Source organism: Sphingomonas sp. Leaf22 (genome assembly GCF_001421715.1).
In the GTDB taxonomy this organism is placed as follows: Bacteria; Pseudomonadota; Alphaproteobacteria; order Sphingomonadales; family Sphingomonadaceae; genus Sphingomonas.
In genome coordinates this window covers 1-2,180 of record NZ_LMKP01000040.1, presented here as the reverse complement: position 1 = coordinate 2,180, position 2,180 = coordinate 1, and the positions used below count along the sequence as shown (strand labels likewise).

Sequence of the window (2,180 nt, the reverse complement as noted above, 5' to 3'; positions counted from 1 at the left end):
CTGAACAAGGGCTTTGCCCCGGCGGCATTCGTCACCGAGGTCAGCCTGAGCCAGGAACATTATAACCTGATGAGCGGTGCCATCATCAACGGTATCGATTTGATATAAGTTCATAGATTTTATTGGCATATACTATATTGATAGGACCAAATATTATTTGGAATGGGCCATAATTTATGATTCCGGTGATCGGATTCATATTTCTGGTTCGTTACGTGCTCGCAAGCTATATGGTAAACGGACGACGATTCCTGTTTTAGATCATGCGTTAGCCGAGACTTCGGTGGAATTTTCGTGACGAGACGGGTACTGATCCCACGCGAACGCTTAGGCGGAATGTGCGCGGGAGTTGATACGCATGAATTATATCGGTGAATCCGGCAACGATACTCTGACCGGTAGCGACGCCAACGATGTGTTGGTCGGTAACGATGGCAACGATGTGCTATCGGGTGGCGCGGCGGGTGATATCCTCTATGGCGACGGTACCGATGGCACCAGCACGTTGGCGGGTAACGACACGCTGAACGGTGATGCTGGTAACGACTTCCTGGTTGGTGGCGCAGGTATCGACCAATTGAATGGCGGCGATGGCAACGACATCCTGATCCCGGGCTTGGCATCCCGCGTAACGCTCAGTGGCAGCTACACCTTCGTGGTCGGAACCGGTAAGTCCGTTGATGAAGCCACCGGAGCTGATTTCGGCTCGTCTTTTCAGGAAACTGTCAATGGCGGGGCGGGGACCGATATCGCGTATCTTTCCTTCCATGACCAAACTGCGAACATCGTATTCGACAACAGCAATCCCGCAGCAACGAATACTGTTTTGGCGGGCGGTGTCGGAATCGGTACCGTTGCGGCGGTTGAGCGGGTCGTCTTCTACAGCGGCCAAGGTGCCGATGTTCTTCGTGGTGCCGACTTCTCCGATGTATTGAAAGGTGGTGCTGGCAACGATGAAATCTACGGCAATGCCGGTAGTGACGATCTTTATGGCGATGCCGGTGACGATACGCTCTACGGCGGCGCGGGCAACGATTATCTGAGCGGCGGTGCCGGAGATGACCGGATTGATGGTGGCGACGGGATCGATACGGTCGACTATGACAGTGCGGCTACGGTCGATCTGCGCCGCATGGGCGAAATGCAGAACACCGGGGCGTCGGGTGTCGATGTGCTCTTCGGGGTCGAAAATCTGTCGGGATCTCGCTCCACCGATGTTTTCAACGGCGATGATCAAGCCAATCGCCTTGAGGACGAAGACGGCGGAAACGACGCCTTCTACGGTCGCGGCGGTGACGATACCCTGATCATCTCACGCAGCACTACCATGTACACGACGCCGACCGGGACACGGCAATATATCGTCGGCTCCACGAACGTTACGATGGAAGGCGGAGACGGTAACGATACGCTCACCTTCAACGGACGGACGCGCTATATAGACAGGGCGTCGTTGATTTCCGGCGGTAACGGCGACGATATCATCAGCGTAGTTGGCATGGCGACGGCGACGATCGATGGCGGTGCCGGCAACGATCGCGTCACAGTCGATGGTCGCGGTAGCGACATCGGCTATCAGATCACCTTGGGCGCAGGAACCGACACGATCGCACTTAGCTATGCGGCGTCGAGTACGGCAACATTGTCGACCGGGACGACGGTAACGGACTTCGTTACCGGCGTTGGTGGCGATATTATCGACATTGCCTCGTTATTGACGACGAATTTGTTTTTGGTGGACGCTACCAAAGTCAATCCGTTTGGCGTCGGCTATCTCCGTTTAGTTCAGAATGGCACGTCGACGAATCTGGAAGTTGATCGTGATGGCGATGGTGCTGGTGGGTTCATTACACTATTGACCCTGTCCAACACGGATGCTGCCAGTTTCCATGCCTTCAACCTCTATTATGTGACTGGGCAAGGTACGTCGGGTGCGGACACGCTCACCGGCTCGGCAAGCTTCGACCGTCTGCTCGGCCTAGGTGGTGCTGATGTGCTTGACGGAGGCGCAGGCCGCGACGTGCTGGACGGCGGTGACGGGGCCGATCGTTTGCTGGCTGGTGCGGATGACGACTATCTGATTGGCGGCAGTGGGATCGACACGGCGGTATTTGGCGATTTCTTCAAGAAGTCAACGGTGTCGGCTCAATCCGCTTCGGTTACGGTGGTCGGCCCGGACG

Annotated in this window: 1 protein-coding gene; it reads left to right on the top strand. The window is 55.9% G+C overall.

Annotated features, from left to right (window positions below; all coding sequences use genetic code 11):
• Positions 1 to 358: 358 nt before the first annotated feature.
• On the top strand, positions 359 to 2,180 hold a 1,822-nt coding region (locus tag ASE70_RS13680), incomplete at its 3' end, for a calcium-binding protein (RefSeq protein WP_162235986.1).